The 24,094-nt window shown below is 53.6% G+C and carries 28 protein-coding genes and 1 other annotated feature; of the genes, 11 read left to right on the plus strand and 17 right to left on the minus strand.

Features of this window, described 5'->3' with window-relative positions; all coding sequences use genetic code 11:
* Positions 1–21 precede the first annotated feature (21 nt).
* Positions 22–1,416: a GntP family permease gene (locus tag ACMVME_RS03625; protein WP_333053897.1), complete on the plus strand. Its 1,395-nt coding sequence runs from the start codon at positions 22–24 to the stop codon at positions 1,414–1,416.
* A 10-nt stretch (positions 1,417–1,426) separates the two neighbouring features.
* Positions 1,427–2,197 carry a 3-hydroxybutyrate dehydrogenase gene (locus tag ACMVME_RS03630; RefSeq protein WP_044867294.1) on the plus strand — a complete coding sequence of 257 codons (771 nt, stop codon included), beginning with the start codon at positions 1,427–1,429 and terminating at the stop codon, positions 2,195–2,197.
* A 59-nt stretch (positions 2,198–2,256) separates the two neighbouring features.
* On the opposite strand, the gene selO is transcribed toward ACMVME_RS03630, so the two are convergent.
* The 14 genes from selO to thrS all read right to left on the minus strand — a co-directional run bounded on the left by selO (position 2,257) and on the right by thrS (position 14,904).
* A complete protein-coding gene (selO, locus tag ACMVME_RS03635; protein ID WP_020884401.1) occupies positions 2,257–3,699 on the minus strand; it encodes a protein adenylyltransferase SelO in 1,443 nt (480 codons plus the stop codon).
* Between the two features lie 64 nt (positions 3,700–3,763).
* Entirely contained in the window at positions 3,764–4,474 is a 711-nt protein-coding gene (locus ACMVME_RS03640; RefSeq protein WP_020884402.1) for an EAL domain-containing protein, read from the minus strand.
* Positions 4,475–4,768: 294 nt separating this feature from the next.
* Positions 4,769–5,233 (minus strand): NlpC/P60 family protein, encoded by a 465-nt coding sequence (locus ACMVME_RS03645; protein WP_020884403.1) that lies wholly within the window; start codon positions 5,231–5,233, stop codon positions 4,769–4,771.
* 74 nt (positions 5,234–5,307) lie between these two features.
* A complete protein-coding gene (gene btuD / locus ACMVME_RS03650; RefSeq protein WP_020884404.1) occupies positions 5,308–6,063 on the minus strand; it encodes a vitamin B12 ABC transporter ATP-binding protein BtuD in 756 nt (251 codons plus the stop codon).
* Positions 6,063–6,614, minus strand: a complete 552-nt coding sequence (locus ACMVME_RS03655) for a glutathione peroxidase (protein ID WP_068794525.1) — start codon at positions 6,612–6,614, stop codon at positions 6,063–6,065. Before ACMVME_RS03655 ends, btuD begins: the two co-directional genes overlap by 1 nt.
* A gap of 33 nt (positions 6,615–6,647) precedes the next feature.
* Positions 6,648–7,628: a vitamin B12 ABC transporter permease BtuC gene (gene btuC, locus ACMVME_RS03660; protein WP_044866869.1), complete on the minus strand. Its 981-nt coding sequence runs from the start codon at positions 7,626–7,628 to the stop codon at positions 6,648–6,650.
* Positions 7,629–7,731: 103 nt separating this feature from the next.
* A complete protein-coding gene (gene ihfA / locus ACMVME_RS03665; protein ID WP_003857805.1) occupies positions 7,732–8,031 on the minus strand; it encodes an integration host factor subunit alpha in 300 nt (99 codons plus the stop codon).
* Between the two features lie 4 nt (positions 8,032–8,035).
* Complete coding sequence (gene pheT / locus ACMVME_RS03670; protein WP_025204398.1) at positions 8,036–10,423, minus strand: phenylalanine--tRNA ligase subunit beta; 2,388 nt, start codon at positions 10,421–10,423, stop codon at positions 8,036–8,038.
* Positions 10,424–10,438: 15 nt separating this feature from the next.
* A complete protein-coding gene (pheS, locus tag ACMVME_RS03675; RefSeq protein WP_020884406.1) occupies positions 10,439–11,422 on the minus strand; it encodes a phenylalanine--tRNA ligase subunit alpha in 984 nt (327 codons plus the stop codon).
* Between the two features lie 62 nt (positions 11,423–11,484).
* Positions 11,485–11,609, minus strand: a sequence feature (Phe leader region).
* Positions 11,560–11,604: a pheST operon leader peptide PheM gene (gene pheM, locus ACMVME_RS03680; protein ID WP_001386830.1), complete on the minus strand. Its 45-nt coding sequence runs from the start codon at positions 11,602–11,604 to the stop codon at positions 11,560–11,562. (Overlaps the previous feature by 45 nt.)
* Positions 11,610–11,727: 118 nt before the next feature.
* Positions 11,728–12,084 (minus strand): 50S ribosomal protein L20, encoded by a 357-nt coding sequence (gene rplT, locus ACMVME_RS03685; RefSeq protein WP_000124850.1) that lies wholly within the window; start codon positions 12,082–12,084, stop codon positions 11,728–11,730.
* 50 nt (positions 12,085–12,134) lie between these two features.
* A complete protein-coding gene (gene rpmI, locus ACMVME_RS03690; RefSeq protein WP_003030583.1) occupies positions 12,135–12,332 on the minus strand; it encodes a 50S ribosomal protein L35 in 198 nt (65 codons plus the stop codon).
* Between the two features lie 97 nt (positions 12,333–12,429).
* Positions 12,430–12,972, minus strand: coding sequence for a translation initiation factor IF-3 (gene infC / locus ACMVME_RS03695; RefSeq protein WP_023616141.1), 543 nt, complete (start codon positions 12,970–12,972; stop codon positions 12,430–12,432).
* A gap of 3 nt (positions 12,973–12,975) precedes the next feature.
* On the minus strand, positions 12,976–14,904 hold the full coding sequence (gene thrS, locus ACMVME_RS03700; protein WP_014169692.1) for a threonine--tRNA ligase: 1,929 nt from the start codon (positions 14,902–14,904) through the stop codon (positions 12,976–12,978).
* A gap of 323 nt (positions 14,905–15,227) precedes the next feature.
* Here thrS and yncL point away from each other — a divergent pair, with 323 nt between their 5' ends.
* Both yncL and yniD read left to right on the plus strand, forming a co-directional pair.
* Complete coding sequence (yncL, locus tag ACMVME_RS03705; protein WP_021241082.1) at positions 15,228–15,320, plus strand: stress response membrane protein YncL; 93 nt, start codon at positions 15,228–15,230, stop codon at positions 15,318–15,320.
* Positions 15,321–15,419: 99 nt separating this feature from the next.
* Positions 15,420–15,527, plus strand: a complete 108-nt coding sequence (yniD, locus tag ACMVME_RS03710; RefSeq protein ID WP_008500658.1) for a small membrane protein YniD — start codon at positions 15,420–15,422, stop codon at positions 15,525–15,527.
* Positions 15,528–15,726: 199 nt separating this feature from the next.
* Here the strand turns inward: yniD and ACMVME_RS03715 are convergent, their stop codons facing one another.
* Complete coding sequence (locus ACMVME_RS03715; protein WP_068794524.1) at positions 15,727–15,960, minus strand: hypothetical protein; 234 nt, start codon at positions 15,958–15,960, stop codon at positions 15,727–15,729.
* Positions 15,961–16,232: 272 nt separating this feature from the next.
* Positions 16,233–16,991, minus strand: a complete 759-nt coding sequence (locus tag ACMVME_RS03720) for a YdiY family protein (protein WP_025204400.1) — start codon at positions 16,989–16,991, stop codon at positions 16,233–16,235.
* Positions 16,992–17,286: 295 nt separating this feature from the next.
* Here ACMVME_RS03720 and pfkB point away from each other — a divergent pair, with 295 nt between their 5' ends.
* The 3 genes from pfkB to ACMVME_RS03735 all read left to right on the plus strand — a co-directional run bounded on the left by pfkB (position 17,287) and on the right by ACMVME_RS03735 (position 19,581).
* A complete protein-coding gene (gene pfkB / locus ACMVME_RS03725) occupies positions 17,287–18,219 on the plus strand; it encodes a 6-phosphofructokinase II (RefSeq protein WP_068794523.1) in 933 nt (310 codons plus the stop codon).
* Positions 18,220–18,324: 105 nt separating this feature from the next.
* A complete protein-coding gene (ghoS, locus tag ACMVME_RS03730) occupies positions 18,325–18,615 on the plus strand; it encodes a type V toxin-antitoxin system endoribonuclease antitoxin GhoS (RefSeq protein WP_014169688.1) in 291 nt (96 codons plus the stop codon).
* Positions 18,616–18,720: 105 nt separating this feature from the next.
* Positions 18,721–19,581 carry a fructosamine kinase family protein gene (locus ACMVME_RS03735; RefSeq protein ID WP_014169687.1) on the plus strand — a complete coding sequence of 287 codons (861 nt, stop codon included), beginning with the start codon at positions 18,721–18,723 and terminating at the stop codon, positions 19,579–19,581.
* A gap of 36 nt (positions 19,582–19,617) precedes the next feature.
* Here the strand turns inward: ACMVME_RS03735 and ACMVME_RS03740 are convergent, their stop codons facing one another.
* Positions 19,618–20,154, minus strand: a complete 537-nt coding sequence (locus ACMVME_RS03740; protein ID WP_014169686.1) for a YniB family protein — start codon at positions 20,152–20,154, stop codon at positions 19,618–19,620.
* 148 nt (positions 20,155–20,302) lie between these two features.
* Between ACMVME_RS03740 and hxpB the strand changes: the two genes are divergently transcribed.
* The 4 genes from hxpB (at position 20,303) to ACMVME_RS03760 (ending at position 24,069) form a co-directional block, all read left to right on the plus strand.
* Complete coding sequence (gene hxpB, locus ACMVME_RS03745; protein WP_025204401.1) at positions 20,303–20,974, plus strand: hexitol phosphatase HxpB; 672 nt, start codon at positions 20,303–20,305, stop codon at positions 20,972–20,974.
* Between the two features lie 130 nt (positions 20,975–21,104).
* A complete protein-coding gene (gene kduD / locus ACMVME_RS03750) occupies positions 21,105–21,866 on the plus strand; it encodes a 2-dehydro-3-deoxy-D-gluconate 5-dehydrogenase KduD (RefSeq protein WP_032681209.1) in 762 nt (253 codons plus the stop codon).
* A gap of 93 nt (positions 21,867–21,959) precedes the next feature.
* Positions 21,960–22,550 (plus strand): metal-dependent hydrolase, encoded by a 591-nt coding sequence (locus ACMVME_RS03755; protein WP_032681210.1) that lies wholly within the window; start codon positions 21,960–21,962, stop codon positions 22,548–22,550.
* A gap of 127 nt (positions 22,551–22,677) precedes the next feature.
* The gene (locus ACMVME_RS03760; RefSeq protein ID WP_014169681.1) at positions 22,678–24,069 is read left to right on the plus strand and encodes an L-cystine transporter; all 1,392 of its coding nucleotides are present in this window, start codon (positions 22,678–22,680) and stop codon (positions 24,067–24,069) included.
* Positions 24,070–24,094: the final 25 nt, after the last annotated feature.

Genomic DNA, 24,094 nt, shown 5'->3' on the forward strand with positions numbered 1-24,094 from the left:
TAACAATGATAGTGAGGAGTCATAATGAGTGTGTTGATTGCCCTGGCGGCGCTGGCATTGCTGATGCTTGCGGCCTATCGCGGATACAGCGTTATTCTGTTTGCCCCCATCGCGGCGCTGGGTGCCGTGCTGCTGACCGATCCGGGGGCCGTCGGCCCGACGTTTACCGGTCTGTTTATGGAAAAGATGGTCGGCTTCGTCAAGCTCTACTTCCCGGTGTTCCTGCTGGGTGCCGTGTTTGGCAAGCTGATTGAACTTTCCGGTTTCTCACGCGCTATCGTCGCTGCAGCGATCCAGATCCTCGGGCGCCGCCATGCGATTCCGGTCATTGTGCTGGTGTGTGCATTGTTAACGTACGGCGGCGTTTCGCTCTTCGTGGTGGCCTTTGCCGTCTATCCTTTTGCGGCCGAACTGTTCCGCCAGAGCGGCATCCCCAAACGTCTTATCCCGGCGACCGTGGCTCTGGGTGCGTTCTCGTTTACCATGGACGCCCTGCCCGGTACGCCGCAGATCCAGAACATTATCCCCACCAGCTTCTTTGGCACTAACGCCTGGGCCGCGCCGTGGCTTGGGCTGATTGGCTCGCTGTTTATCCTCTGTTTTGGCCTGCTCTGGCTGGAGCGTCAGCGGCGAAAGGCGCTCAACAACAATGAGGGCTACGGTTTCGATCTGAAAAATGAACCTGAAACGCCGGACAACATTAATCTGCCCCATCCGCTGATCGCCATTTCCCCTCTGCTGCTGGTCGGGATCCTCAACCTGCTGTTTACCCGCTGGATCCCCGGCTGGTACGGGACGCAACATGAGCTTATCCTGCCCGGACTGGCGAAGCCGATTGTCACCGAGGTCAGCAAAATCACCGCCATCTGGGCCGTGGAAGCGGCGCTGATCGCGGGTATTGTCATGGTACTGCTTTTTGGATTTCGCAATATCCGGGGACGGCTGGCAGAAGGCAGCCGGACGGCGGTCAGCGGCGCCATTCTGGCGGCAATGAATACCGCGTCTGAATACGGTTTCGGGGCGGTGATCGCTGCGCTGCCCGGTTTTCTGGTCTTATCCAAAGCGCTCGCCGCTATCCCGAACCCGTTGCTCAACGAAGCCATCAGCGTGACCGTGCTTGCCGGGATCACCGGTTCGGCGTCGGGCGGGATGAGCATCGCCCTTGCGGCCATGGCCGATTCGTTTGTCGCGGCCGCCCACGCAGCCAATATCCCTCTGGAGGTTCTCCACCGCGTGGCCTCGATGGCCAGCGGCGGCATGGATACGCTTCCCCATAACGGGGCCGTGATTACGTTGCTTGCCATTACGGGTCTGAGCCATCGTCAGGCGTATGGCGGCATTTTCGCTATCACCCTCATCAAAAGTCTGGCGGTGCTTTTTGTCATTGCCGTGTTCTATCTCACCGGCATTGTGTAAGGAGAATAAAATGAATCTGAACGGTAAAACCGCACTGGTGACTGGCTCGACCAGCGGTATTGGACTTGGGATCGCTGGCGTGCTGGCGAAGGCCGGCGCGCAGTTGATTCTTAACGGTTTCGGCGACAGTGAATTGGCAAGAGACGAAATCGCGAAACGGGGTAAAACGCCGGGCTATCACGATGCGGACCTGCGTGACGTCCAGCAGATTGAAGCCATGATGCACTACGCCGAAACCCGGTATGGCGGAGTCGATATTCTGATCAACAACGCCGGTATACAGCACGTCGCACCTGTTGATGCGTTCCCGGTGGAGAAATGGAACGACATAATCGCCATCAACCTCTCTTCCGTCTTTCACACCAGCCGGCTGGCGCTGCCTGCGATGCAGGCGAAAAACTGGGGGCGCATCATTAATATCGCCTCCGTGCATGGGTTGGTCGCGTCGAAAGAGAAATCCGCCTATGTTGCCGCCAAGCATGGCGTGGTGGGCTTTACCAAATCCCTGGCGCTGGAGACCGCCCGCACCGGTATTACCGCCAATGCCATCTGCCCGGGCTGGGTGCTGACCCCGCTGGTGCAGCAGCAAATCGACAGACGTATTGCCGATGGCGTCGCACCGGATGTCGCTCGTGAGCAACTGCTGGCAGAGAAACAGCCCGCCGGTGAGTTTGTTACGCCGGAACAGCTAGGCGAGCTGGCGTTGTTTTTGTGCAGTGACAGCGCCGTACAGGTCCGCGGCGCCGCCTGGAATATGGATGGCGGATGGGTCGCACAGTGACCGCGGTATCGGCATAAAAAAACCTGGCACCGCAAGGTGTCAGGTTTTGTCCGCCCAGGCTAGCTCGAACAGCTCACTTCCAGGCGTTTTCCCCAGTCCGGCGGACGGCTGACATAGTCGTCATCACGGTCAGCAAACGGCGTACGCAGAGCCACATGCAGGCGATGTAATTCGTCATACTCCCCCTGCTCAGCCTGTTCAATGGCCCGCTGCGCCAGCCAGTTGCGCAACACCATCGCCGGGTTCGCCGCGTTCATTTGCGCCTGCCGGGTTGCGTCGTCGACCTGCTCTTGCTGCAACCGCGCACGGTAAAGCGCAAACCAGTCGTCAAAGCCCTGCCTGTCAATGAACTCGTCGCGCAGCGGTGAGGCACTACTGTGTTGCTCAGTCTGGCTCAGCATCCGGAAGGTGCGGGTGTAATCGCTGCCTTCACGTTCCATGAGGGCAAACAGAGCGTTCAGGATGTCGTTATCGCCCCTCTCCTGCGTCACCAGCCCCAGCTTGTTGCGCATCAACGCGCCGTATTCGCGCAGTAAAATGTCCTGATAGCTGTCGAGCGCATCATTCAGGGCATCAACGTCGATAAACGGCGACAGAGTTTGCGCAAGGCGCTGCAGGTTCCACAGGCCAACAGCCGGCTGATTGTCGAAACTGTAACGTCCCTGATAGTCAGAATGGTTGCAGATGTACCCCGGCTGATAGTCATCAAGGAAGCCAAACGGACCGTAATCAAAGGTCAACCCGAGAAGCGACATGTTGTCCGTGTTCATCACCCCATGGGCAAACCCGACCGTCTGCCAGCGGGCAATCATGGTTGCGGTACGGGCTACCACATCGCGGAACCAGAGAATGTACTTATCGGCCTCGTCCTGGAAATGAGACCAGTGATGACGAATGGCATAATCCGCAAGCTGGCGGACTTTTTCCGGCTCACGACGATAATAAAAGTGTTCAAAGTGGCCAAAACGCAGATGGCTTTGCGCAACGCGCATAAGCATCGCCCCTTTTTCCATCGTTTCACGCGCCACCGGGGTGTCACTGGTTACAATCGACAGTGCGCGGGTGGTGGGGATCCCCAGCGCATGCATCGCTTCGGATGCCAGACATTCGCGAATAGTCGAACGCAATACCGCGCGCCCGTCGCCCATTCGCGAGTAAGGGGTCAGACCGGCCCCCTTCAGGTGCCAGTCCACCGTCTCTCCGTTGGGCAGCCGTTGTTCGCCCAGCAGGATCCCCCGGCCATCGCCCAGTTGTCCTGCCCAGACGCCAAACTGATGTCCGCTATAGACCTGAGCCAGAGGCTGCATACCGGCAAGCAGCGTTTCGCCTCCCCAGACGCCAGCGCCGTCGGCGGGCTGAAACATCTCAGGTGGAACAGCCAGCTCATCTGCCAGCCGATCGTTATGCCAGATAAGACGGGAATTTTGTAACGGTGTGGGTTTGAGTGCGGTATAAAAACCCGGCAACTCGTCATGCCAGTGAGCAGTAAAAGACAGGGTCATAGGTCCTCCTGCTTTTAGTGTAGAGGGTTTACCCGGACTTAAACACGGGCGAAAGAGAGGGTTATCACTGAACGAGCGTGGTGACGTGCTCTGCAGAGACGGCTGGCCAGAGTGCCCCCTGCATTGCGCCAAAGTTAAAGGACAAGACGCGCTGCAATAAACCGTGGTCATCAATGCCGCCGACGAGCACGGACTGACAGTGAGGCGTTATTTGCCAGAGGATTGCGCGCATAAAAGGCTCAAAAGAGAGTTCAGAAGCACGCTGCTGGATAAATCCCTTGTCGAGAATGACCCGTTTAAACAATCCATCATAAACGGCTTTCAACGACGCTGCGCCTGCGCCAAAGTTTGCCAGCACCAGCGGAAAATGGATTGCCATTCTCGCCAGTTGCAGATCGTCCTTCCCGTTATTTAAACCTGGATAATTCTCATTAACAGTAAACTCAAGAAACGGATAACGCTCAAGTATTGAAACAGCGTTCCCATTACTTAATAAAAATTCAACAATTACAGGTGTAATATTGATCCATGCAATTAACTGATGCTGAATAAAAAACAGTTTACAGGTATCAAGCAATTGCAATTTCTCGTTAAACAACGCTAACTCTTCTTCAGCCGAAAGCCGCGGGATAACGAGTTCGGTGGGGATCCGAACGTGGGTACCGACGCCAGTAAAGTTAACCAGAACCTCTAAACCTTTAAGCTCGCCGGCGCTATTACGGGCAGGCAGAAGCATCAGTTCAGACTGGTAAGCATTATCTAGCGTAATAATCATTGCACTCGCCCCGCATTAAAGATGAGAGAGGACATCCTGGAGCAATTGCCGACACAATTCCACTGTCTTGATTTTAATAAGATTAATTTCATTAGTTCCGTATTATTTTTCAGATTTATCCCTGAATCTAAAATAATCTTATCCTGGTTGCTCAGTAATAGCCAGTTTTAGATAAAACAGACACCTGAGGAGATAAGTCATTTTTCGTAAATTTAACTTTAAACCTCTTATTTGAGAAAAAATGGCATGATTTATTAGTTATCATGCCATCATAAGAGACTGCTCTTTGACAGACTAAATACGTCGTGCCTGCCAGAAGTTTTTACGCCAGTAAACATTATCGAGCGACGAGCGCATCACCCCACGACTGGTCGAGGCGTGAATAAACTGATTATCGGTATCATAAATACCGACGTGAAGCCCACTGTCACCCGAGCCGGTTTTGAAAAAAACCAGGTCGCCGGGCAGCAAATCATCTTTATCGATTTCCGTGCCAATTTCCGCCTGTTTGCGCGTTTCGCGCGGAAGCTGTAAATCAAACTTATCGCGAAACGTCATCAGAACAAAGCCAGAACAATCTACGCCCCCACGGCTCATGCCGCCATAACGATAGGGCGTGCCGCGCCAGTTGCTCAGCTGATCGTTAAGGCTGGCAATGACGGTAATAGAATCTGAAAGCCGCGGGTTAGGCGGCGGCGCACGATGGCTACTGCATCCCGCAAGAAATAACGCGGCCATCAGGAGAAACCAGAATCGCATTTTCAGACGAATCCTCTGCTTTTTTTGTTCTTTTCGTAATTTAGCGTGCAACGGCGTTAACAGGCAAGAAACGGTTACGCCTGCGCGGTAGAAATCAGCATCTTATGCCCTTCTATATCCAGCCTGCGGAAAGACATATTGTACGCGCGGGCAAGATTTGGCGGCGTCAATACCGCATCGCGCGTGCCGCTGGCAATCATCTTTCCTCGCGCCAACAGCCACACCCGGTGGGCGTGACGCAGCGTATGGTTCAGGTCATGACTGCTCATGACCACACCGATCCCTTTTCTGCTCAGGGAGCTTAACAGGGTGTCCAGCGCGGCCTGCTGTGCCACATCCAGACCGCTCATCGGTTCATCCAGAAGCAGCAGTCTGCCGTGCGGATTGCCGGCCGGGTGAATCTGCAAAATGACGGCCGCGAGACGCACGCGCTGCCACTCGCCCCCGGAAAGCTGGCTGGCATGCCGGGACAGTTTATCTTCTAGCCCTAATCCCGCCGCCACCTCAGTGAGCAGCGACGTATGCTGTTTATCGTGCAGATGCAGCATCAGGTAGTGCCAGACGGGCATCGCAAAGGGCGGGACCTGCTGCTGCACCAGATAACTGCGCCTGTGCGCCAGCGAGACTGGCGACCAGTCAGCAAGGTTATGCTCCAGCAGGGTTATCTCCCCCGCGCCGGCGGTCAGCCCCGCCATGCGCGCCAGTAAGGTGCTTTTTCCTGCGCCGTTCGGCCCGACAAGATGCAGGATTTCGCCTGCATTGATGGCACCGGTTATCGGCTCCAGACGCCCCGTATCAGCGACGTCCGTGAGCTGCATCAGCAACGTCATTATTTCGCCAGCGCCAGCTTGATAGACTCCATCACAATCGGATCTTCAGGCGTCATGTCCGGTGAAAAACGCTGCACCACCTGTCCGTCACGACCAATAAGGAATTTTTCAAAATTCCACAGGATATCGTCCGGATAGAGCGGCGCGCGTCCTTTACTGGCCATGCGCTCATAAAAACCGCTGCCTTCCGGCGCAACGGCGGTCGGTGCGGCCGCCACCAGCTTCGCATACAGGGGATGGCGATGTTCACCGTTAACGTCGATTTTGCTGAACATCGGGAACGTCACACCGTAGGTGGTGCTGCAAAACGTTTTGATTTCGTCTTCGCTGCCCGGCTCCTGGCCCAGGAACTGGTTGCACGGGAAGCCCAGTACGGTGAAACCGTCTTTCTCCCAGGCTTTTTGAATGTTTTCCAGCTGCTCGTACTGTGGCGTCAGGCCACATTTGGAGGCCACATTCACGATGAGCAGCACGTTGCTTTTATAGCTTTCCAGCGTGGTTTTCTCACCCTCAATGGTGGTCACTTCGGTATTCAAAATATCAGACTGCATAGCATTCCCTCAGGTTATCTTACGGGTAGTGATTTAACGTCCGGATTTTAATAGTAGCCAGATAAATACCGGCGCGCCCAGCGTGGCGGTCACCACGCCTATTGGCAGCTCAGCGGCTGTCAGGGCGAGCCGGGCGATGATATCCGCCACCAGCAGCGTTACCGCCCCGGCAACCGCCGTGGCCGGCAGTAAGGTTCGATGGTCGGTTATCCCGCACAGACGCAGCATGTGCGGGATAACCAGCCCAATAAAGCCAATCGCCCCGGCCAGTGCCACGCTCACACCAACCAGCCAGCCAATGGCAATGACCAGCACGTTACGCCAAAAGCCTATTGGCATGCCAAGCTGGCGGGCCGAGGTTTCCCCCAGCGCGAGAATATTCAGCGGCTGTGCCTGCAGGCCTGCCCATAGCAAGGCCGGTATCAGCAGGGCCATCAGCCAGCCCTGGCGCCAGTCTACGCCCCCGAAGCCGCCCATCATCCAGTACATCAACTGACGCAAGTCAAAGGACGTGGAGAAGTACACCGCCCAGGTCATCAGCGCGCTACAGATGATCCCCAGAGCCACCCCGGCAAGCAGCAGCCGACTGGTTGATAAGTGCCGTCTGGCAAAGCGCAAAAGAATTACCGTTATCAGCAACGCGCCGATAATGGCGCTGAGGCTAATTCCCCATGAGGAGAGTTCCCCCCCGCCCAACATCACCGCCGCCACCAGCCCTACGCCCGCGCCATTCGACACGCCGAGCAGCCCGGGCTCCGCCAGCGGGTTATCAAATAATGCCTGCATAATGGTGCCGCACAGTGCCAGCGCGGCGCCCACCAGGATCACCGCCAGCGTGCGCGGCAGACGGATTTGCCAGACGAAAAGCTGCCCCTCAGGCTCAAACCAGTGTTCAGGCCCTATCCACTGTTCCCCTGCGCACAGGCTAACGCCTGCGGTAACAATGAGCAGCAGCACGAGCAAAAGCAGGTGTCGTTGATCTAAACGTTGCTGGCGATGGGCATAATCAAGCATGGACATGGTTTTAGTAGCGTGTGATGTAATTGATTTTACGGCGGGTTTGCCAGAGAGCGCAAAGAAAAAAGGCCGCGTGAGCGGCCTTTTTAGTTAGTTCATATTACTCTGCTTTGGGCGTTGCGTTTTCGACACGGCTTTTTAACTTCTGGCCGGGTCTGAAGGTCACCACGCGGCGGGCTGTAATCGGAATATCTTCCCCCGTCTTTGGGTTACGGCCCGGACGTTGGTTTTTGTCACGCAAATCAAAATTGCCAAAACCGGAGAGTTTTACCTGCTCACCATTTTCCAGAGCACGACGGATCTCTTCGAAAAACAGCTCTACCAGCTCTTTGGCATCTCGTTTGCTAAGCCCAAGCTTATCAAACAGATATTCTGACATTTCAGCTTTTGTAAGCGCCATAGGTTCAATCCCTCAATGATGCCTGGAATCGCTCTTTTAATGCCTCTACACATTTGGCGACGGTAGCGGCAATCTCCTCTTCTTCGAGTGTACGGCTGGTATCCTGAAGGATAAGGCTAATAGCGAGGCTCTTGAAACCTTCTGCTACGCCCTTGCCGCGGTACACGTCAAATAAGTTTACGCCAACTACCTGATTTACGCCAACTTTCTTACATTCGGCCAAAATATCTGCTGCGGGCACATTTTCCGCGACCACAACCGCGATATCACGGCGGTTTGCCGGGAAGCGTGAGACGTCGCGGGCCTGAGGAATGACGCGGTCTGCAACCGGGCTCCATTCCAGCTCGAACACGATGGTACGGCCGTTCAGGTCCAGCTTGCGCTCCAGCTCAGGATGAACAACGCCAATGAAACCAATGCGTTTGCCGTCTAAATAGATAGCCGCGCTCTGGCCTGGATGCAGCGCAGGGATCGCTTCTGCACGGAATTCAATTTCAGATAATTTACCGGTCAGATCGAGAATTGCTTCCAGATCTCCCTTCATATCGTAGAAATCAACCGTGCCTTTTGCCAGGTCCCAGTGCTCTTCGTAACGGTTACCGCTGATGGCACCAGCCAGCATGAGATCCTGACGGATGCCTAAATTTGCCTGATTATCCGGTACAAAGCGTAAACCACTTTCGAAAATTCGCACGCGGTTTTGCTGACGATTCTGGTTGTAAACGATAGTTCCCAGCAGACCGGTCCACAGGGACAGGCGCATCGCGGACATTTCGCTGGAGATTGGGCTTGGCAGAATCAGCGCTTCCTGGCCCGGATGGATCATCTGCTGCAGTTTTGGATCAACAAAGCTGTAGGTGATCACTTCCTGATAACCTTTGTCGTTCAGCATGGTTTTCACACGCTTAAGAGACAAATCTGCTTCACGGTGGCTTCCCATCACCAGACCCGCCTGAACAGGCTCATCCGGGATGTTGTTATAGCCGTATACGCGAGCCACTTCTTCCACCAGATCTTCTTCGATCTCCATGTCGAAACGCCAGGATGGCGCAACGGCTTTCCACTCGTCCTGCCCTTCGGTCACATCACAACCCAGGCGGCGAAGGATATCGCTGACCTGTGCGTCAGCAACATGGTGACCAATCAGACGATCCAGCTTGCTACGACGCAGGGTAATGGTCGCACGCTTCGGTAACGTCGCTTCGTGGGTGACGTCGATAACCGGGCCCGCTTCACCGCCGCAGATGTCAATCAGCAGACGCGTCGCACGCTCCATCGCTTTGTGCTGCAGTGCCGGATCGACGCCACGCTCATAACGGTGAGAGGCATCGGTATGCAGGCCGTGACGACGTGCGCGACCGGTGATAGAGAGCGGGCTGAAAAACGCACACTCCAGCAGAACGTTTTGCGTTTCATCGTTTACACCGGAGTGTTCGCCACCGAAGATACCGCCCATCGCCAGCGCTTTAACGTGGTCCGCGATCACCAGCGTATCAGCATTCAGTTTTGCTTCGCTACCGTCGAGCAGAACCAGGGTTTCGCCCTCTTTCGCCATACGCACCACAATACCGCCTTCGATACGATCTTTATCGAACGCGTGCATCGGCTGACCCAGCTCCAGCAGAACATAGTTGGTCACGTCAACGACGGCGTCGATAGAACGAATACCGCAGCGACGCAGCTTCTCTTTCATCCACAGCGGGGTTGGCGCTTTTACGTTGATGCCTTTCACCACACGACCAAGGTAGCGTGGGCACGCATCAGCGGCTTCAACCTGAATCGGCAGTGTGTCACTGATGGTAGCGTCAACCGGTACGATTTCCGGTACGTTCAGTTCAGTCTGGTTCAGCACGGCCACATCGCGGGCCACGCCGATAATGCCTAAGCAGTCCGCACGGTTTGGCGTCACGCTGATTTCAATGGTGTTGTCATCAAGTTTCAGGTATTCGCGGATGTCGGTACCAATAGGCGCATCAAGCGGCAGCTCAATGATGCCATTGTGATCGTCGGAAATACCCAGCTCAGAGAACGAACACAGCATGCCTTCAGACGGCTCACCGCGCAGTTTCGCTGCTTTAATTTTAAAATCGCCCGGCAGTACAGCCCCCACGGTCGCCACGGCCACTTTCAGGCCCTGACGGCAGTTTGGCGCGCCGCAGACGATATCCAGCAGGCGATCGCCGCCTACGTTAACTTTTGTCACACGCAGCTTGTCAGCGTTAGGGTGCTGACCGCACTCAACCACTTCGCCCACAACGACGCCATTGAAAGCGCCAGAAACCGGCTCAACACCGTCAACTTCCAGACCCGCCATGGTGATCTGGTTGGAAAGCGCTTCGCTATCAAGCGTGGTGTTCACCCATTCGCGTAACCACAGTTCACTGAATTTCATTGTTCTGTCCTGCCCTTATTTAAACTGTTTGAGGAAACGCAGATCGTTTTCGAAGAATGCACGCAAATCGGTCACGCCATAGCGCAGCATTGTCAGACGCTCCATGCCCATACCGAACGCAAAGCCGGAGTAGACTTCTGGATCGATACCCACGTTGCGCAGAACGTTTGGATGCACCATGCCGCAGCCCAGCACTTCCAGCCATTTGCCGTTTTTACCCATCACGTCAACTTCCGCAGACGGTTCAGTGAACGGGAAGTAGGACGGACGGAAACGAACCTGCAGGTCTTCCTCAAAGAAGTTGTTCAGGAAATCGTGCAGCGTACCTTTCAGGTTGGTAAAGCTGATGTTCTTATCAACAATCAGGCCTTCCATCTGATGGAACATCGGGGTATGGGTCTGATCGTAGTCGTTACGGTACACGCGGCCCGGTGCGATGATGCGGATCGGGGGTTCCTGTTCCTTCATGGTACGGATCTGAACGCCCGAGGTCTGAGTACGCAGCAGACGGGTGGCGTCGAACCAGAAAGTGTCGTGGTCAGCACGTGCCGGATGATGGCCTGGAATGTTGAGGGCGTCGAAGTTGTGGTAATCATCTTCGATTTCCGGGCCAGTCGCCACGGTAAAGCCGAGCTCACCGAAGAAACTTTCAATGCGATCAATGGTGCGGGTAACCGGATGCAGGCCACCATTTTCAATACGGCGACCCGGCAGGGAGACATCGATAGTCTCTGCCGCCAGACGCGCATTCAGCACCGCGCTTTCCAGCTCAGCTTTGCGCGCGTTCAGTGCCTGTTGCACCTGCTCTTTGGCTTCGTTAATGACCGCACCCGCTGCCGGGCGTTCCTCTGGCGGCAGTTCACGCAGGGTTGTCATTTGAAGGGTCAAATGCCCTTTCTTACCGAGATATTCGACGCGGACATTGTCTAACGCGGCAACATCTGAGGCCTGATTAATGGCGGCTGTTGCACTGGCAACCAGCTCTGCGAGATGTGACATGATTTTCCTCATTATGTCGGTGCAGACACCGATTTGGTGGAGTTATTCTCTCGAATTTAGACACAAAAAAAGCCTCCATCAGGAGGCTTATCTGGCGCTGTTTTTCGTTTCATCTTTCACGCGCTAGCCTCCTGAATTCAGGTGCTAAAGTAAAAGAAGAAGCGGAAAATAGCAGCATTCATGCTTGCGTTACCTTGTGTGGTAAAAAACCGTTAAGACCTTATTGAAAAGGTTGCACGGGTAAAAGTCAATGTTCTGATGGTGTTAAATGAAAAGAGGGAGCGAAGCCCCCTCTTTCAACTGGCTTATGCCAGTGCTGCTTTCGCTTTTTCGACCAGAGCGGTGAACGCTACTTTGTCGAATACTGCGATGTCAGCCAGGATCTTACGGTCGATTTCAACAGAGGCTTTTTTCAGGCCGTTGATGAATTTGCTGTAAGAAATACCGTTCTGACGTGCTGCTGCGTTGATACGCGCAATCCACAGTTGACGGAACTGACGCTTACGTTGACGACGGTCACGGTAAGCGTACTGACCTGCTTTGATAACAGCCTGGAAGGCAACGCGGTATACGCGTGAACGCGCACCGTAGTAGCCTTTAGCTTGTTTCAAAATTTTCTTGTGACGTGCACGTGCAATTACACCACGTTTTACGCGAGCCATATGTGCTCTCCTGTATCTATATTCTTAGTAAAAAATTAAACGTTAACGGCTTATGCGTACGGCAGGCACGCGATAACCAGACCCAGATCGCCTTTAGAAACAAGGCCTTTTGGACGCAGGTGACGTTTACGCTTAGTAGATTTTTTGGTCAGAATATGACGCAGGTTTGCGTGCTTACGCTTAAATCCACCACCACCGGTTTTTTTGAAGCGCTTAGCAGCACCGCGTACGGTCTTAATTTTTGGCATCTTAATTACTTCCACTTCGCATTGTTAAATAAACGAAACATAGGCGAACAAAACCTATGAGACCCGAAGGCTCCACAGGTTTTGCTGCTTGAAGGCCTTACTGTTTCTTCTTAGGAGCGAGCACCATGATCATCTGGCGGCCTTCGATCTTCGTAGGGAAGGATTCGACTACTGCCAGTTCACTCAGATCGTCACGGACGCGGTTAAGCACTTCCATACCAATCTGTTGGTGGGCCATCTCACGACCGCGGAAACGCAGTGTGATCTTGGCCTTATCGCCATCTTCCAGAAAGCGAATCAGGCTGCGGAGTTTTACCTGATAATCGCCATCGTCGGTACCAGGACGGAATTTAATTTCCTTAACCTGGATAACTTTTTGCTTTTTCTTCTGTTCCTTAGAAGACTTACTCTTTTCATAAAGGAACTTGCCGTAGTCCATGATACGACAAACTGGCGGTTCGGCGTTAGGGCTGATTTCAACTAAATCTACTCCAGCTTCTTCAGCCTTTTCGATCGCTTCTCTCAGACTCACAATCCCCAGCTGCTCGCCTTCCAGACCTGTTAAGCGAACTTCCTGGGCGCGAATCTCGCCATTGATACGATTCGGACGTGCCGTTTGAACTCGTTTTCCGCCTTTAATACCTTATTCCTCCAGTTGTTGAAGACTGCGGCTGCGAATCTCTTGTTGCAGCTTCTCAATCACTTCACTTACGTCCAGGCTCCCCAGGTCTTTACCACGGCGGGTGCGAACGGCAACTTTGCCTGCTTCCACCTCTTTATCACCACAGACCAACATATACGGGACACGACGTAAAGTGTGCTCGCGGATTTTAAAGCCAATCTTCTCATTTCTCAAGTCTGCTTTTACGCGAATGCCCGCATTTTGTAGTTTCTGCGTCAATTCTTTAACGTATTCAGCCTGAGAATCGGTAATGTTCATCACCACGACCTGCACTGGCGCAAGCCAGGTTGGGAAGAAGCCGGCAAACTCTTCAGTCAGGATGCCGATGAAGCGCTCCAGAGAACCGAGGATTGCACGGTGAATCATAACCGGTACCTGACGTTCGTTGTCTTCGCCAACATAAGAGGCGCTTAAACGCTGCGGCAGGGAGAAGTCCAGCTGTACAGTACCGCACTGCCATGCGCGATCGAGGCAGTCATACAGGGTAAATTCAATTTTCGGACCGTAGAATGCGCCCTCGCCCAGCTGGTATTCAAACGGAATGCCGTTCTCTTCCAGCGCCACGGCGAGATCCGCTTCTGCGCGATCCCAGGTCTCATCGCTACCGATACGTTTTTCCGGACGCGTTGAGAGTTTGACAACGATCTTCTCGAAGCCAAAGGTGCTGTACATATCGTAGACCATACGAATACAGGCGTTAACTTCATCACGAACCTGATCTTCAGTACAGAAGATATGCGCATCATCCTGAGTAAAGCCACGAACACGCATCAGACCGTGCAATGCACCTGATGGCTCGTTACGGTGGCAGCTACCGAACTCTGCCATACGCAGCGGCAGATCGCGGTAGGATTTCAGACCCTGGTTGAAGATCTGAACGTGGCCAGGGCAGTTCATTGGCTTAATGCAGTATTCACGGTTCTCAGAAGAGGTGGTGAACATCGCATCTTTGTAGTTGTCCCAGTGGCCGGTTTTTTCCCACAGCACACGGTCCATCATGAACGGGCCTTTCACTTCCTGATACTGGTACTCTTTCAGCTTGGAGCGTACGAACGTTTCCAGTTCACGGAAGATAGTCCAGCCGTCATTGTGCCAGAACACCATACCCGGCGCTTCTTCCTGCATGTGGTACAGGTCAAGCTGCTTACCGATTTTACGGTGGTCACGTTTAGCCGCCTCTTCCAGGCGCTGCAGGTAGGCGTTAAGGGCTTTTTTATCGGCCCACGCGGTACCATAGATACGCTGCAACATCTTGTTGTTGCTATCGCCACGCCAGTAGGCGCCCGCGATTTTCATCAGCTTAAAGTGATGACAGAAGCGCATGTTCGGCACGTGCGGTCCACGGCACATGTCGACGTATTCTTCGTGATGGTACAAGCCAGGCTTGTCATCATGAGAGATGTTTTCATCAAGAATAGAGACTTTATAGCTCTCACCACGCTTCACGAAGGTTTCACGCGCTTCGTGCCAGCTGACTTTCTTCTTAATGACGTCATAGTTAGTTTCGGCGAGCTCGTGCATACGTTTTTCGAGCGCGTCGATATCTTCCTGAGTCAGGGTATGGTCAAGATCAACGTCATAGTAGAAACCGTTGTCGATAACCGGACCGATCGCCATTTTGGTGTTCGGCCACAGCTGTTTGATCGCATGACCTAACAGGTGCGCGCAGGAGTGACGAATGATCTCCAGACCTTCTTCGTCTTTCGCTGTGATGATAGACAGCTGCGCATCGCTTTCAATCAGGTCAGATGCATCAACCAGCTCACCATTAACACGGCCAGCGATGGTTGCTTTCGCGAGTCCAGGACCAATGTCCAGGGCAACATCCATTGGGCTTACAGCGTGGTCGTAATGGCGTTGGCTGCCATCAGGAAGAGTAATTACAGGCATTTTATATCCTTATTTGCAGTGATGCCCCACACATAAGAGCATATACAAAGAAAATAATCGTGATTTGACAATAGATTACGACACCATCTGACCAACAATCGTCAAATTGGCTCGCGATCATTCACTCCCCGAAAATCAGATAAATGCGGATTTACGGCAAGCCCTGCAATGGTAACACTAACAAAAGAGAGATTGCACCCTTTGCGGGCAGATTGCTGCGCTGGCACTTTCGCATGAATTTGCAGGGCGCATATCTCCGGTGCTCGCATTCCAGCGATGCTGGGCTACTCTTGAACAAGTCTTTAAACCCAAAGGTGCATACCATGAACGTATCAAGTAGAACGGTTGTGATATTGAACATCCTTTCAGCCACCGGTTTATTGTTGATTCTTGCAGAACGATTCCACTGGTTCTAACCGAACCGGAAGCAGGCATAACCTGATTCACCACTGGAGAAGGGGCATTTCCCCGCCCTGTTTGGTAGACTGTTCGCATCAACTTACAAGGATCAGGTTATGCCAACAAAACGATTTGCCGTAAAACACTGGAAAATGGTACTGGTGCTGATTGCCATCTGCGGCGCGATGCTGCTTCTGCGTTGGGCGGCAATGATTTGGGGCTGAACGTGGATATAAATAACTGCGCAGGGAATAACATCGTTATCCGTAATACCCTTTTGCGGGTATTCACCGCCAGGACGAAATACGGACGATAGGTTTACGTCAAATAGGTTTACTGCGAAAAAACCGGTACCACAAAATCCGGTTTTTTTTGGCGCGTTGAATTAGCGTTTAAACGTCAATAACAACACGGCAAAACCCATCAGGACCATTCACCTGCAACCAGTTTATGGACGTCAAAAGCATCATTCATAGACTGGCCGGTGGACTGAGAGGCTGGCGCGATGTTAGACCCGGCTTCAACGTCAGCGGCTTTCGCAATGCCGATTTGACTGTGGGTGTCACTGGCTGTCGGGGTGGTTTCATCAGCAGCAAATACGCCAAAAGACAGTGCGGAAAGCACCATCGCTGCTGCGGCAGTTTTGATTTTGTTCATAATGTTTTTTCTCTTTCTACATTTAATACTAATAATGCTAAATACCTTAAGGCCGAATTCTGCCCGTGCTAAGAGTGTAGATCCAGATCACACTTTTGCCTAGTCTGTTACGTTATCAATTCGTGTCAAATAAGCCGCAAATTAATGAAAGTGCATTATGAAGAAATTATGGCGATATCAGCAGACCAGATATTTCAAAACAGTGTTTAATATAAAACAGCACAGTTTCAAAAAATAAAAAACGGGCCGATAGCATAATCGGCCCGAGAATATTACATTTTATAACCCAGTGAAACCGTGGTTCTGCGGTCGGTATGATCCGGAGCAGAATCAGGAGGAGAAGAGTTCCAGGTGACGTTGTAGGCCACTTTCAGGCCAAAGTGTTCGTTGATGGCCACGTTCAGCGCTGTTTCTGAGTTCAGCGTCGTATCGTCGGCACCAAACACAGACACCCCCTGGGTAAATTTGGTGTTGTCAGTCATCTGCCAGGCATAGGTGCCGGAAGCGTAACCGAGCGGTTGAGTTTTGGTTTCGCCGTCGGTGTACTCGTCGTAGCGCACACCTGGACCGAATTCAAAACGTAAACTGTGTACCGGACCGTTCAGGAACTGACGACCGTAACCGGCAGTGAACACATCACGCTGGCGATAGCCGTTGTAACGGTCAGTTAACCAGCTAGCCTGACCAAAGAGGTAGTCAAAGTCGGTCATGTTGTAACGGCTACGTCCGCCAACCGCATATTTCTCGGAAGAGCGTTCGTCATTCGCGGAGGTGTTACTGGCATTTCCCCACAGAGACCAGGCGGTGGTATTACCGTACCAGGTCAGCGTACTGTCCGCCGTGAGAGAGGAGCTTTTCGTGTTACCGGATTGTGCAAGATAGCCAGCGTTCAGGTTACCTTCAAACGGTTTTTGCGCGGTGGCTGGATCGTCCATGACAGTAAAAACGGAATCATCTGCGGTCGCGTTCATTGCAGCAAACACGCCACCCGCCAGCATCAGTGCAGCGGGTACTGTCTTCAAAAGCTTCATTTTATTAAGGAGTCCGTACAACAAAAAAAGAGACCACACGGTCCCGGAAACTTTCTTGAGGATCAATGACAAGGCGTCCAGAGAAAGGTAACAAATTATAAAAAGCCGCAAATAACATAGCAATGATTTCTTATTTCATTTTTTGAATAAGAACGATCTCAAAAAGCGTTTTATTTTATATAAGCCGCAGCAGACTTTATGTCAGTATTCATATTTAAAATCATACTGTTATTTACATTGCCTTCCTGACAAATGGTGCCAGACTAAAAGGAACCCACGCTAAAAGGAGGTAATGATGGTTTCTATCTACACCCTGACGCTCTCCCCTTCCCTCGATTCCGCCACCCTGACGCCCCAGATTTACCCGGAAGGTAAATTGCGCTGCAGCGCCCCGGTGTTTGAGCCCGGCGGCGGCGGTATCAATGTGGCGCGAGCCATAACGCACCTCGGTGGAAAGGCGACAGCAATTTTCCCCGCAGGTGGCGCGACCGGTGAGCACCTGGTCTCTCTGCTGGCCGATGAACAGGTGGCCTCGCAGACCGTCGAGGCCAAAGACTGGACGCGGCAAAACCTGCATGTGCACGTGGAGTCCAGCGGCGAGCAATACCGTTTCGTCATGCCGGGTGCAAAACTCAGTGAAGATGAGTTTCGTCAGCTTGAAGAGAAGGTGCTGGCCATTGAGAGCGGAGCTCTGCTGGTGATAAGCGGCAGCCTGCCGCCCGGTGTCAGCACGGAAAAACTGACGGCGCTGATTCGGGCCGCGCAGCAACGCGGTATCCGCTGCATTGTCGACAGCAGCGGCGAGGCGCTGCAGGCAGCCCTGACGCCGGGCAATCTTGAGCTGGTTAAACCCAATCAGAAAGAGTTAAGCGCGCTGGTGAACCGCGAACTGAACCAGCCGGACGATGTCCTCACCGCCGCGCAGGAATTGGTTCACAGCGGCAAAGCGCGACGGGTCGTGGTCTCCCTTGGCCCGCAGGGTGCCCTGGCCGTGGACGAAACGGGGTCCGTTCAGGTTGTTCCGCCGCCGATGAAAAGCCAGAGTACCGTGGGCGCAGGTGATAGCATGGTTGGAGCGATGACCCTGAAACTGGCCCAGGGTGCTTCATTACTGGAGATGACACGCTACGGCGTCGCAGCGGGTAGCGCTGCCACCATCAACCAAGGCACACGTCTCTGTTCGCTTAGCGACACGCAAAAAATCGTCGATTACCTGTCTCAACATTAATCCCCCTTTTCCCCTTCTCTGTGAAGGGGAAATACGCGCCGTAGTCGCCAAACGCAGCCTATCGACTATGCTAAGAAAACTTCCAAGATAACAATGAGGTGAATTATGAGCAGTGGTGATATCACCCGCTACGTCGTTACCATCAACATTCATCAAGCGTCGCTGACCGAGCTTAATGAGCTCAACAACGCCTTTACCCGGGCCAATTTCCTGCTCACACTCACGGATGACGAGGGCAATATCCATGATTTAGGCACCCTGACGTTTGGCCTGATCAGCGCCCTGAGTAAAGAAGAGGTTCACGCTCTGGCGGCCAGTCTGGTCGAAAGCGTGACCGACAAAGCGGCAGAAATTGATCTTGATACCTGGGAAAGCTGGCAGAAAAAAGAACAATAAGTGCCCTGCATGAATTTAAACCGCTCAGGTGTGCGTTAGTTCGTATTTTTTTACCGCAATTATGCGCTAACTTTATGATCTGGCAGACAACATGGGAGAGACAACATGTGGCAGGCTATCAGTCATCTTTTAAGTGAGCAACTGGGTGAAGGTGAAATTGAACTGCGGAACGAACTGCCAGGCGGAGAAATCCACGCCGCATGGCACTTACGCTACGCCGGGCGCGATCTCTTTGTTAAATGCGATGAGCGAGAGCTGCTTCCGATTTTCACCGCCGAAGCCGACCAGCTGGAACTGTTGTCGCGCAGTAAAACGGTGACGGTCCCGCAGGTCTGGGCCGTGGGCAGCGACCGCGACTACAGTTTTCTGGTCATGGAATTTCTTCCTGCCCGCCCGTTAGACGCCCATAACGCCTTCATTCTCGGCCAACAGTTAGCGCGACTGCATCAATGGAGCGACCAGCCGCAGTTTGGTCTCGATTTTGACAACGACCTCTCCACCACTCCACAACCTAATGCCTGGCAACGACGCTGGTCGACATTCTTTGCTGAGCAACGCATTGGCTGGCAGCTGGAACTGGCTGCGGAGAAAGGTCTGGAGTTTGGCAATATCGATGCCATCGTCGAACACATTCAGCAGCGTCTGGCATCCCACCAGCCTCAGCCGTCTCTGCTGCACGGCGATTTGTGGTCAGATAACTGCGCGCTGGGTCCTGACGGCCCCTATATCTTCGACCCGGCCTGTTACTGGGGCGACAGGGAGTGTGACCTGGCGATGCTGCCACTGCACCCTGAGCAACCGCCGCAAATTTACGACGGGTACCAGTCCGTGCTGCCTCTGCCGCAGGGTTTTCTTGAGCGCCAGCCGGTGTATCAACTCTACACACTGATGAACCGCGCCATTCTGTTTGGCGGAGAGCATCTGGTCAATGCCCAGAGGGCACTTGAACGTGTGCTTGCCGCGTAATGGCGGGACGGGTGGCTATGTCGCCACCCTTATCGGTTACAGGAATCCCAACAGCGAAAAGAAGAAGTACCCCGCCACGATGATAATGACTGGCAGGATATACAGCGGGAAAATTTGCAGGAAAATGGTGTGACGCGGCACAACAATGCGGGACTCAATCTGCTCGCGGCTCATCCCTTCCGGGCCTTTCGCCTGTTCGAGAATCATCTGGTCTTCCACACCTTCGCGTAAAAAGCGCGTCTGACGGCTCATGCGTGCGCCAGAGGCCTGCAACGCCATACCAATAAAGATCAGCGCGTAGATCACCCAAAACCCGAGATTCAACTGCTGATGAAAATTCGGCGTCGGCGAATTGAACCAAAAGACATTCAGAAACGGCGTGTTAAAACGCATCATTTCAATCATGACATGAGCAAAATCAAGCATTACCGCATTAATACCTGGCTGTTTTTCACTGTGATCGTACATAAACTTGAGCACAGAGATCAGCGTCGAAATGACGGCTGGAATAAAAATTACCCAGCCAGCAATACGTTTTAAGACAGCAATGCGTCCAGCTTGTTGATACGTCATCAGTTCCCCTTCATAAAGACGCGTTATTTCTGCCTAAGTCTACCTGCTGACCATCATTTTCGCCCGCTCTTTAAAGGCAATATGCTAAATTGCAGAGTGCACTTAGCATTTATCGTCTGTCGTACACCCTGGATAAGGAGACGTTGTGATGTCGACACCGCGCCAGATTCTTGCCGCAATTTTTGACATGGATGGATTACTGATCGATTCCGAACCGTTGTGGGATCGCGCCGAACTGGACGTTATCGCCAGCCTGGGCGTTGATATCAGCCGCCGTAATGAACTTCCGGATACGCTTGGTCTGCGCATCGATATGGTGGTGGACCTGTGGTATGCCCAGCAGCCGTGGGTAGGACCCGATCGCGACGAAGTGACCGCGCGCATTATCAGCCGCGCCATCTCACTGGTGGAAGAGAGCAAGCCCCTGCTGCCCGGGGTGCGTGAAGCCGTCGCGCTGTGTAAAGCGCAGGGGTTGAAAGTCGGCCTGGCGTCAGCTTCACCGCTGCATATGCTGGAAAAAGTGCTGACCATGTTTGAGCTGCGCGACAGCTTCGACGCGCTGGCCTCAGCGGAAACGTTGCCATACAGCAAGCCGCACCCGCAGGTCTATCTCGACTGTGCCGCTAAGCTCGGTCTTGATCCCCTCTGCTGTGTCGCGTTGGAAGATTCCGTTAACGGAATGGTGGCCTCGAAGGCCGCGCGCATGCGCTCGATTGTTGTTCCCGCGGAGGAAGGCCGACACGATCCCCGTTTTGCCCTTGCCGACGTAAAGCTGAACTCACTGGTTGAGCTGACGGCGCAGCACCTGCGCGGCGAGTAACCCGCCCCTTTCAGGCAGCGTCAGGCTGCCTGCTTTAAAAACAAAACATCGTTTCATTTTGTTTGCTTTTCTTATCCCCCGCTTCTATCCTTAGCGTCAGAATGACAATAACCTTACTTCTGAGGCGCGTATGATACTGGATAACTTCACTCTGTCAGGAAAAGTGGCCATCGTCACCGGATGCGATACCGGTCTGGGACAAGCCATGGCCATTGCGCTGGCGCAGGCGGGATGCGACATCGTGGGTGTTAACCGCAAAGCGCCGGAGGAAACGGCTGCCTGCATTAGCGCACTCGGAAGGCGGTTCAGGGCGATTCGGGCCGACCTCAGTCAGCAGGAGAGTCTTCAGAACGTTGTTGACAGCACGGTTGCTGAGATGGGGCGAGTCGATATTCTGGTGAACAATGCCGGGACCATACGCCGTGAAGATGCTCTCGCGTTCAGCGAAAAGGACTGGGATGACGTCATCAACCTGAATCTGAAATCGCTTTTTTTCCTCTCCCAGGCCGTGGCTAAACAGTTTATTGCGCAGGGCCAGGGCGGGAAAATCATTAATATCGCCTCGATGCTCTCATTCCAGGGCGGCATCCGCGTGCCCTCTTACACCGCGTCCAAAAGCGGCGTGTTGGGGATCACGCGTCTGCTGGCCAATGAATGGGCGACACACGGCATCAATGTTAATGCCATCGCGCCGGGCTATATGGCGACCAACAACACTCAGCAACTGCGAGATGATCAGCAGCGCAGCCAGGAGATCCTCGACCGGATACCTGCCGGGCGCTGGGGAGTTCCGGAAGACCTGCAGGGACCGGTGGTCTTTTTAGCCTCCGCCGCCTCGGATTACGTGAACGGTCATACGTTAGCCGTCGACGGGGGCTGGCTGGCGCGCTAGGCGCGTTTGTGACATACAGTTACACCGTCACCTCTTTCGTCTACTGTATAAAAACCCTATACTGTATGAATTGACAGTTTTGTGGGTTTTATCATGACGGCGGAAGGCCATCTGCTTTTTTCCATTGCGTGCGCAGTTTTTGCCAAAAACGCTGAACTTACCCCTGTGCTCGCACAGGGGGACTGGTGGCATATTGTCCCGTCCGCCGTGCTGACCTGTCTGCTGCCCGATATCGACCATCCAAAGTCATTCCTGGGACAGCGGCTAAAGTGGATATCAAAACCCATCGCCCGCGCGTTTGGTCACCGTGGGTTTACCCACAGCCTGCTGGCCGTATTCGGCCTGCTCACCCTTTTCTATTTAAAAGTCCCTGATAGCTGGATAGTGCCCGCCGATGCTATCCAGGGAATGGTGCTGGGTTATTTAAGCCATATCCTTGCCGATATGCTGACGCCTGCGGGCGTGCCGCTGCTCTGGCCATGCCGCTGGCGTTTCCGTTTGCCCATTCTTGCGCCGCAGAAAGGTAATCAGCTTGAGCGTGTGTTGTGTATGGCGCTCTTTGCCTACGCCGTCTGGATGCCGCAAACCTTGCCCGAAAACAGTGCAGTGCGCTGGTCATCCCAGATGATCAATTCGCTGCAATTTCAGTTTAATCGGTTCATTAATCACCAGATTGAACACTAAGCACACAAATTATTTCCATTTGTCATAACCCATTCCATTTGGATATAAGCGCCACATCACACTTCTGATAACCTTGCGCCAACAGGATCGGTAAAAACCGACCGTATAATAAATCAGGAGAACGGGGATGAATTTTCCACTCATCGCGAACATTGTGGTGTTCGTTGTATTGCTATTGCTTCTCGCGCAGGCGCGCCACAAACAGTGGAGCCTCGCGAAGAAAGTGCTGGTTGGTCTGGCCATGGGTGTCGTGTTTGGTCTGGCGTTGCAGGCTATTTATGGCTCCGATAATCCAGTTCTGAAAGATTCTATTCAGTGGTTCAACATCGTCGGTAACGGCTATGTCCAGCTGCTGCAGATGATCGTTATGCCGCTGGTGTTTGCCTCTATTCTGAGCGCCGTTGCCCGTCTGCATAACGCCACCCAGTTGGGTAAAATCAGCTTCCTGACCATCGGTACGCTGCTGTTTACCACGCTGATTGCAGCTCTGGTCGGTGTGCTGGTCACCAACCTGTTCGGGCTGACCGCTGAAGGTCTGGTCCAGGGTACGGCTGAAACGGCGCGTCTTACGGCGATTCAGACCAACTACGTGGGTAAAGTCGCTGACCTGACGGTGCCACAGATGGTGCTCTCTTTCGTGCCGAAGAACCCGTTTGCTGACCTGACCGGTGCCAGCCCAACCTCCATTATCAGCGTGGTGATCTTTGCGGCCTTCCTCGGTGTGGCGGCGCTGAAGCTGCTGAAAGACGACGCGCCGAAAGGCGAGCGCGTGCTGGTGGCTATCGATACCTTGCAAAGCTGGGTAATGAAGCTGGTCCGTCTGGTGATGCAGTTGACCCCTTACGGTGTTCTGGCGCTGATGACCAAAGTGGTTGCCGGCTCTAACCTGCAGGACATCATTAAGCTGGGTAGCTTCGTCGTCGCCTCTTATCTGGGTCTGGGCATTATGTTCGTGGTGCACGGTATCCTGCTGGGCGTCAATGGCGTTAGCCCGCTGAAATACTTCCGTAAAGTGTGGCCGGTACTGACCTTTGCGTTTACCAGCCGTTCCAGCGCCGCGTCTATTCCGCTGAACGTTGAAGCGCAGACCCGTCGTCTGGGCGTACCGGAATCTATTGCCAGCTTCTCTGCCTCCTTTGGTGCCACCATTGGTCAGAACGGTTGCGCAGGTCTCTACCCTGCAATGCTGGCGGTAATGGTTGCTCCGACCGTGGGTATTAACCCACTGGATCCCGTCTGGATTGCCACGCTGGTCGGGATTGTTACCATCAGCTCCGCAGGCGTTGCGGGTGTTGGCGGTGGCGCAACCTTCGCCGCGCTGATTGTCCTGCCGGCCCTGGGTCTGCCGGTGACGCTGGTTGCCCTGCTGATCTCCGTTGAGCCGCTGATCGACATGGGTCGTACTGCGCTGAACGTGAGCGGTTCCATGACCGCCGGTACGTTGACCAGCCAGTGGCTGAAGCAGACCGATAAAACCATTCTGGAAAGTGAAGACGACGCTGAACTGGCGCACCGTTAATCACGGATGAATAAAAAAAACCGCC

It is taken from the genome of Enterobacter cloacae complex sp. 2024EL-00711 (assembly GCF_047529885.1).
GTDB lineage: Bacteria > Pseudomonadota > Gammaproteobacteria > Enterobacterales > Enterobacteriaceae > Enterobacter > Enterobacter ludwigii.